The 7,631-nt window shown below is 70.1% G+C and carries 8 protein-coding genes; 3 read left to right on the forward strand and 5 right to left on the reverse strand.

The features are described 5' to 3' along the window. Nucleotides 1–460: 460 nt before the first annotated feature. The 3 genes from glnII to AOK11_RS31930 all read right to left on the reverse strand — a co-directional run bounded on the left by glnII (nt 461) and on the right by AOK11_RS31930 (nt 3,107). Nucleotides 461–1,498 carry a glutamine synthetase gene (gene glnII / locus AOK11_RS31920; protein ID WP_055597183.1) on the reverse strand — a complete coding sequence of 346 codons (1,038 nt, stop codon included), beginning with the start codon at nt 1,496–1,498 and terminating at the stop codon, nt 461–463. A 452-nt stretch (nt 1,499–1,950) separates the two neighbouring features. Beyond that, the gene (locus AOK11_RS31925) at nt 1,951–2,631 is read right to left on the reverse strand and encodes an RlpA-like double-psi beta-barrel domain-containing protein (protein WP_055597178.1); all 681 of its coding nucleotides are present in this window, start codon (nt 2,629–2,631) and stop codon (nt 1,951–1,953) included. 116 nt (nt 2,632–2,747) lie between these two features. Continuing rightward, nucleotides 2,748–3,107, reverse strand: a complete 360-nt coding sequence (locus AOK11_RS31930) for an arsenate reductase family protein (RefSeq protein ID WP_055597184.1) — start codon at nt 3,105–3,107, stop codon at nt 2,748–2,750. A gap of 232 nt (nt 3,108–3,339) precedes the next feature. Here AOK11_RS31930 and AOK11_RS31935 point away from each other — a divergent pair, with 232 nt between their 5' ends. Further along, a complete protein-coding gene (locus AOK11_RS31935; RefSeq protein WP_055597179.1) occupies nt 3,340–3,648 on the forward strand; it encodes a hypothetical protein in 309 nt (102 codons plus the stop codon). 106 nt (nt 3,649–3,754) lie between these two features. Here AOK11_RS31935 and AOK11_RS31940 read toward each other — a convergent pair whose 3' ends face one another. Next, complete coding sequence (locus tag AOK11_RS31940) at nt 3,755–4,015, reverse strand: SCO2583/SCO2584 N-terminal domain-containing protein (protein WP_055597180.1); 261 nt, start codon at nt 4,013–4,015, stop codon at nt 3,755–3,757. Nucleotides 4,016–4,282: 267 nt separating this feature from the next. Between AOK11_RS31940 and AOK11_RS31945 the strand changes: the two genes are divergently transcribed. After that, a complete protein-coding gene (locus AOK11_RS31945) occupies nt 4,283–5,458 on the forward strand; it encodes a DUF3103 family protein (protein ID WP_055597181.1) in 1,176 nt (391 codons plus the stop codon). 82 nt (nt 5,459–5,540) lie between these two features. After that, a complete protein-coding gene (locus AOK11_RS40940; RefSeq protein ID WP_079035219.1) occupies nt 5,541–6,074 on the forward strand; it encodes an ankyrin repeat domain-containing protein in 534 nt (177 codons plus the stop codon). On the opposite strand, the gene glnA is transcribed toward AOK11_RS40940, so the two are convergent. Beyond that, entirely contained in the window at nt 5,998–7,407 is a 1,410-nt protein-coding gene (glnA, locus tag AOK11_RS31950) for a type I glutamate--ammonia ligase (protein WP_055597182.1), read from the reverse strand. The two genes, AOK11_RS40940 and glnA, sit on opposite strands and share 77 nt — an antisense overlap. Between the last annotated feature and the right edge of the window lie 224 nt (nt 7,408–7,631).

Here is a 7,631-nt window from a genome sequence, read left to right on the forward strand (position 1 = left end):
GGGTCGCGGAGGGGGGCGCGGAGACGGCGGTGGCCGCGTCGGCCGCGGCGGGGAAAGGACGAGTGGTCGCCATGAGAGGTCAGCTCTTTCGCGCGAAGGGTTCGTCGAGATGCTCGACGGCCGCGAGATCGTGGCCGGGCTCGTCGAGGACGTACGCGGTTCGCGCCGGTGGAAGGCCGGGATGTACGGCGTCAGAGGGCCGGCGCGGTCGTCGCGCGGCAACACTCCCGGTCGAAGTCGTCGTGCTGACGGGAGGGCCAGAAGGGCTCGAGGTCACGGCGACCCGTCGTGATGAGCTCCCGGAAACCGTCCATGCCCCCATTGAAGCAGAACCCGGGCCCCCGCAGGAGCCCCGTTCACAGCGTGGACGCCCGGAACGGCCCGAAACCCGACGGAGCGAGGGGCGCCCGGCGGACGGGCACCCCTCGCTTCACCAGCGGGTGTCGGGGGGAGGGGCGGCTCAGACCCGGCCGGCCTTCTCCAGCGCGGAGCAGCACGTGTCGACCATCAGACGCGTCACCAGGTACGGGTCCACGTTGGCGTTCGGACGGCGGTCCTCGATGTAGCCCTTGCCGTCCCGCTCGACCTGCCACGGGATGCGGACCGAGGCGCCGCGGTCGGAGACGCCGTAGGAGTACTCGTTCCACGGGGCGGTCTCGTGCAGGCCGGTGAGGCGGTCGTCGATGCCTGCGCCGTAGTTCTTGACGTGGTCGAGCGGCTTGGAGCCCTCGCCGAGCGACTCGCACGCGGTGATGATCGCGTCGTAGCCTTCGCGCATCGCCTTGGTGGAGAAGTTGGTGTGCGCGCCCGCGCCGTTCCAGTCGCCCTTGACCGGCTTGGGGTCCAGGGTGGCGGAGACGTCGAAGTCCTCGGCGGTGCGGTAGAGCAGCCAGCGGGCCACCCACAGCTGGTCCGAGACCTCCAGCGGCGCCAGCGGGCCGACCTGGAACTCCCACTGGCCCGGCATGACCTCGGCATTGATGCCGGAGATGCCCAGGCCCGCCTTCAGGCAGTTCTCCAGGTGCGCCTCGACGACGTCCCGGCCGAAGATCTCGTCCGAGCCGACACCGCAGTAGTAGCCGCCCTGCGCGGCCGGGAAGCCGCCCTCGGGGAAGCCGAGCGGGCGGGCGCCCTTGAAGAAGGTGTACTCCTGCTCGATGCCGAAGACCGGCTCCTGCGCGGCGAACCGCTCGGCCACCTCGGTCAGCGCGGCCCGGGTGTTGGACTCGTGCGGCGTCATGTCCGTGTTCAGGACCTCGCACAGGACCAGGACGTCGTCCCCGCCGCGGAGGGGGTCGGGACAGACGAAGACCGGCTTCAGCACGCGGTCCGAGGCGTGGCCCTCGGCCTGGTTGGTGGACGACCCGTCGAAGCCCCAGATCGGCAGCTCGGCGACCGCGGTCGTCTTCTCGGAGTCCGCCATGACCTTGGTCTTGGAACGCAGCTTGGCCGTCGGCTCCGTGCCGTCGATCCAGATGTACTCAGCCTTGAAGCTCACGGTCCACTTCCTCCGGGGCGGGTCGGTGCGCAGGTGCGGGTGCTGCACGCTCCGGCGCTGCGCCACGCCGGTACCGGGGGGCCGGCACGGCGCCCCGCTCGCGATGACACTCAGCCTGTCAACAAGCGATTTCCCGGCCGTTGCCCGAGTGTGAACCTCGTGTTACCGGCGACCGCCGCGCCCCGGATCGCCCTGTGAGCACATCGCCCTGTGAGCACGGCGTGGCGGAGGCGGGTCGTATGCGAAGGGACCAGGGGAGGGGCCGTGCACGACGGGGCCGTACACGACAGGGAGCCCTCCCCCGCTCTCGACGGCGGTCGAGCGGGGGAGGGCTCCCACCCCGGGCGCGACCGGGCCGGGACGCGCTGCGGCACGTCCCGGCCCTCGAACTCGGTCTGCGCCTCAGGGGGCTCTCACGGGTGCTTCCGGGTTCCGGGGCCGGCCCCGGGGCCTCAGCCCACCTTCTCGATGAGCGCCCGGCGGATCAGGAACTTGCCGGGCTCCCGGACCTGCTCGAAGGCCGCGTTGTTGAGCAGGGCACAGCTGCCGGACACACCGGTGACCTCGACGGTCGTGGACTTGTTGTTGTCCAGGTTGGTGACCTTGAGCCGCGTCCCGGCCGGGAACTGGTTGCTGGACGCCGCCGGGGCGCCGTCCTCGCCGGAGAGGGTGATCGTGGAGCCGTTGCACACCTGCTCACCGGAGGCCGCCGCGCCGCCGCCCGGATTCTGTGCGGCGTCGCCCCCGCCGGCCTGCTCCTCCGGAGCGGGCTGCTGGGGCTGCGCGGGCTGCTCGGGCTGTGCAGGCTGGGAGTCCTGAGCCGACTCCCCCACCGTGCACCCGGACGCCTTCTGCTGGAGCTCGATCTGGGCGATGACCGCTTCACGGTTGGCGATCCGCGCCTCGGACTGCGCGTCGGGGTTGGTCCGTTGCCCCTCGATGAACTTCTGGTTGTTGCCGAGCGCGGTGGCGAGGCCCTGACAGACGGTCGAGTCGGCCGCCGACTTGGTGGTGGGCGCCTGGGAGGCGTTCGACGTGCTCGCCATGACGAAGGCACCGCCACCGGCCACCGTCACCGCGCTCAGCAGCAGCGCGATCTTCTTCTTGGGGCCGAGCGTTCTCCTGCGCGACATGCGCGCCTCCTGAAACGGTAGGGGAGCGTACGCCGCTATGTACGAGATCCCGAACGGTGTTGCTCAGCGCGCCGGCCGATTCTCCGAAGTGGCCTGCGTCACAAGGGGGTTGGGCTTCAGCGGGACAGGGCGTCCCGTACCGCCTCGTCGGTGCGGGCCACGACCGCCGTGCCGTCCTCGGCGGTGATGATCGGGCGCTGGATCAACCGGGGATGCTCGGAGAGCGCCGCGATCCAGCGCTCGCGCGATCCGTCGTCCCGCGGCCACTCCTCGAGCCCGAGCTCCTTGGCGGCGGCCTCCTGGGTGCGGGTGATGTCCCACGGCTCCAGCCCGAGCCGCTCCAGCACCTCCCGGATCTCGTCCGGGCTCGGTACGTCCTCCAGATAGCGGCGGACGACGTAGTCGGCGCCCTCGGCGTCCAGCAGGCTGATGGCGCTCCGGCACTTGGAACAGGCCGGATTGATCCAGATCTCCATGCCGCCCACCGTACGCCCGACCCCGCTCTGTTCGATTTCTCTCCGGCCTCGCGCGCCCCTTTCGAACCGGGTGTTCCGCGGCTGCGATTAGCCATCTCACCTGGGCGTTCGATGGCTGCTTCAGGTTCCCAGATTGTCAGTGCCGGGCAGTAAACTAGGAGCAGTGTTCGAGGGTGTTGCCGGGGCCGGCGTGGATCTCGGTGGACACCCTGACCGCGACAGGAGGATCCCTGTGCCCGCTGCCGCACTCAAGCCGATGCCCATCCAGTCCACAGCGAAGCGCGCCGTCCAGCTCGAGATGCCCTGCGTGCCCGTGGCGAAGCGGCCACTGCCGCCGGGCCGCCCGCGGGACTGGTACGTGACGCACAACCGCCGCCTCAAGGCGATGCGGCTGGCCATCGCCCTGCTCGACTCCGGCGTCTACCTCCCCGACCAGGCCCGCAACGAGACGATACGCGGCATGGCGAACCTGATCGGCGTACACCAGCCGTCGGACACGACCTGCCACATGGTCCGGGCCTTCATGCGCTACAACCGCTGAACCGATCCCTGGCCGGCGCCGGGCACCCCGCTCCCCGGGGGTGCCCGGTCGTTCTGCGATCAGGCCGGGCCCCGGTGACCGGCGGGGGCGGGGCGGCCCCTCGTGATCAGTACGGCCGGAAATTGATGTAGCCGAGGAAGACGATCACTGCGGCGACACAGCCGAGGACCATGGCGGTGGAGACCCAGGACGACGACGAGCGACGGGACGCCCGGTGCTCCGGCTCGCCGCGGAACGGGACCGGGCCGGGAGGGTTGTCCTTCCAGCGCGCGGCGAGCATGCGGGCCCGGGCCGACGGCTCCTTGTGCTCGGCCGTGTCCGCCCACTTGATGTCGAACTCGCGCTCCTCGTCGTCCCTCTCGGACATCCCCGTGACCTCTCTCGAACAACAGTGTCCGTTCAATCATCTCGCGCCGGGTTCGCCGGGGGAAGCAGGTTCCGGACACGCGCGGGGACCCCGCTCCCGGCGGGGGCCGGACGGTTCACCGCCCCGAACGCCCTCGGGGACTGAGGTGAGAGACGTGCGGATCGAGGGTTTGACCGACGATTGTCATGCTCATGTATTAGATCGGGTCTACCCGCATAGACAGCCGTACGTCATCCGATCGCACTCTTCATCGAGCAGGAGATCACCTTGACCGCATCCACGCCCCTGCGCACCACCCTGATCGGGGTCGCACTGAGCGCAACCGTCCTGGTGCCCCTCCAGGGCACCGCGTTCGCAGCGCAGGCCGCGACGACCGGGGCCGCCACCACCGGCACGGCGTCGTCGGTCGCCGGGATCGAGGACGAGACCGCCCGCGCCCTCGCGAGGTCGCTGGCCGACGAGGCCTGGAAGAGACAGCTCGGCGCGGCCGCCTCGGACGGGGACGCGGTGGACCTGCGGGCCCTGACCGAGGGCACCCGCACCGCCGCCGGCCAGAGCCTGGCCTCCCCGGTCGCCGAAGCCGACCGGGCCGTCGCCACCGCCAAGGGACTGCCGGCCGGCGTCGGCTCGCTGCTGCGGGTCTCCCTCGTGACCCCGGCGGCGAAGGCCGGCACCGAGGACGCGGCCCCGCTGGTGGCCGCGGCGCCGTCCGACGACGACGGCACCGGGTTCACGGCGTACGACAGCCGGGGCAACGCCCACACCCTGGACACGGACGAGGCCCCGGACCGGCCCGTCTACCTGGTGGACATCGACGGGGCCAAGGCGGTCTCCGCGGGCCTGAAGGTCGTCGGCGAGGCCCTGGCAGCCAAGGGACTGGACGTCCCCGCCCCCGCGTCGGAGGTGAACACCAGTGCCGCGAAGGCGACTTCGTCCCCCCTCGCCGCCACGGCCGGCATCGACACCACCCTGATCGACTCGGTGCGGATCGCCGACGTCAAGGAACCGGGCATCAAGGGCGACGCCGAGATCTTCACCCTGGTCACGGGCTTCGGCAAGGACGGCAAGCCCCGCGTCGACACCGTCGAGATGCCGTACCTGAACAAGGCGGCCACCACGTACTACCCGAACCAGGTCCTCGTGAACTGGTCCAACTACAAATACAACATGGCCGACGCCGTCATGATGGAGGACGACGGCGACACCAACTACCAGGCCCTGGCCAAGAGCATCGTCACCGTCCTGCTCACCATCACCGACCAGGGCGTGTACATCCCGCTCGCCGACGCCCTCCTGGACGCCGTTCCCACGTCCTGGTGGACGGACGACCCGGACTACGTCGACTCCTGGTACACCCTCGCCAAGACCACCAAGGGCACCCGCAACGGCGCGGCCGGCAACGGCTGGATGAACGTCTCGCCGTACTTCGTGTCGGAACTCTGACGGTCTGCGCCGAACGGCCCCGCCGGGGTCGTTCGGCGCAGTGCCCCCGTACGGCACGTGGCATCCGCGTACGCTCGCCCCGATGAACGGACGAAGACGGAAGAAGCTCTCCGGAAGGCTGGTCGAGGCGGCGGCCTTCGGAGAGGCCGGCACGGTGCGTGCGCTCCTGCGGGCGGGCGCCGATCCCGATGGAGCCAATACCGACGGCACCACCCCGCTGTACGCGGCCGCCGTCGGCGGGGCCACGGAGATCGTCGCCCTCCTGCTGGAGGCGGGAGCCTCCCCGGACGTGGAAAGCCGCGACGAGACGGACGGAACGCCTCTGTGCGCGGCCGCCGCCTGGGGCCATGCCGACGTCGTACGTCATCTCCTCGCCCAGGGTGCCGGCCCCGGTCTCCGCGAGGACGACGGCGAGGGGCGCTCGCCCCTCGAGTGGGCCGGGAACGGCCACCACACGAGAACGGCCGAACTCCTCCTCGCAGCGGCCCGTGCGTGCGGGCGGAGAAGAGGCCGGGCGGCGTGCGTCCGGCCGGTGCTCCTTACACGTCGAAGTAGAGCTCGAACTCGTGCGGGTGCGGGCGCAGGGCCAGCGGGGCGATCTCGGTGGTGCGCTTGAGGTCGATCCACGTCTCGATCAGGTCCGGCGTGAAGACGTCGCCCTGGAGGAGGAACTCGTGGTCGGCCTCGAGGCGGTCGAGGACGGCGTCGAGCGAGGTCGGGACCTGCGCCACGTTGGCGTGCTCCTCGGGGGCCAGCTCGTACAGGTCCTTGTCGATCGGCTCGGCCGGCTCGATCTTGTTCTTGATGCCGTCCAGGCCCGCGAGCAGCAGCGCCGAGAACGCCAGGTACGGGTTGCCGGAGGCGTCCGGGGCGCGGAACTCGACGCGCTTGGCCTTCGGGTTCGAGCCGGTGATCGGGATGCGCATCGCGGCGGAACGGTTGCGCTGCGAGTACACCAGGTTCACCGGGGCCTCGAAGCCCGGCACCAGACGGTGGTACGAGTTCACCGTCGGGTTGGTGAAGGCCAGCAGCGACGGGGCGTGCCTGAGGATGCCGCCGATGTAGTAGCGGGCCATGTCCGACAGGCCGGCGTAGCCCTGCTCGTCGTAGAACAGCGGGGTGCCGCCCGACCACAGCGACTGGTGGACGTGCATGCCCGAGCCGTTGTCGCCGAAGATCGGCTTCGGCATGAAGGTCGCGGTCTTGCCGTTGCGCCAGGCGACGTTCTTCACGATGTACTTGAAGAGCTGCAGGTCGTCGGCGGCCGAGAGCAGGGTGTTGAACTTGTAGTTGATCTCGGCCTGGCCGGCCGTGCCCACCTCGTGGTGCTGGCGCTCGACCTTCAGGCCGGACCGGTCCAGCTCCAGGGAGATCTCGGCGCGCAGGTCGGCGAAGTGGTCGACCGGCGGGACCGGGAAGTAGCCGCCCTTGTAGCGGACCTTGTAGCCGCGGTTGTCCTCCAGCGCACCGGTGTTCCAGGCGCCCGCCTCGGAGTCGATGTGGTAGAAGGACTCGTTCTCCGAGGTCTTGAAGCGCACGCTGTCGAAGACGTAGAACTCGGCCTCGGGGCCGAAGAAGGCGGTGTCCGCGATGCCGGTGGAGGTGAGGTAGGCCTCGGCCTTCTTGGCGACGTTGCGCGGGTCGCGGGAGTACTGCTCGCCCGTGATCGGGTCGTGGATGAAGAAGTTGATGTTCAGCGTCTTGTCGCGGCGGAACGGGTCGACCCTGGTGGTCGTGAGGTCCGCGCGCAGCGCCATGTCGGACTCGTGGATGGCCTGGAAGCCGCGGATCGAGGATCCGTCGAAGGCCAGTTCCTCATCGGGGTCGAACGCCTCAGCAGGCACCGTGAAGTGCTGCATCACGCCCGGGAGGTCGCAGAAGCGGACGTCGACGAACTTGACGTCCTCGTCCGCGATGAACTTCTTGGCCTCGTCGGCGTTCTGGAACATCCAGCTCCTCCTACTCCCGACCGTCCCGCCGGGGTGGTAGATCGTTCGTGCGGCCAGTGCGGGTGGCCCACGCTGCACTCGACCCTAGGCAGGGGTGATTTCTCGGGCGTGACCCATTTGTTTCGCACAAGTTAACCGGCGCATCTCTCACGGTAGCCCGGTCGCCTCCCGTCGTCGCCTCGTCGTTCTCCCCGGTTCCTCGCCGTTCCCGCCCCGGTCCACCC

The sequence above is a fragment of the Streptomyces hirsutus genome, from assembly GCF_001418415.1.
GTDB classification, from domain to species: domain Bacteria; phylum Actinomycetota; class Actinomycetes; order Streptomycetales; family Streptomycetaceae; genus Streptomyces; species Streptomyces hirsutus.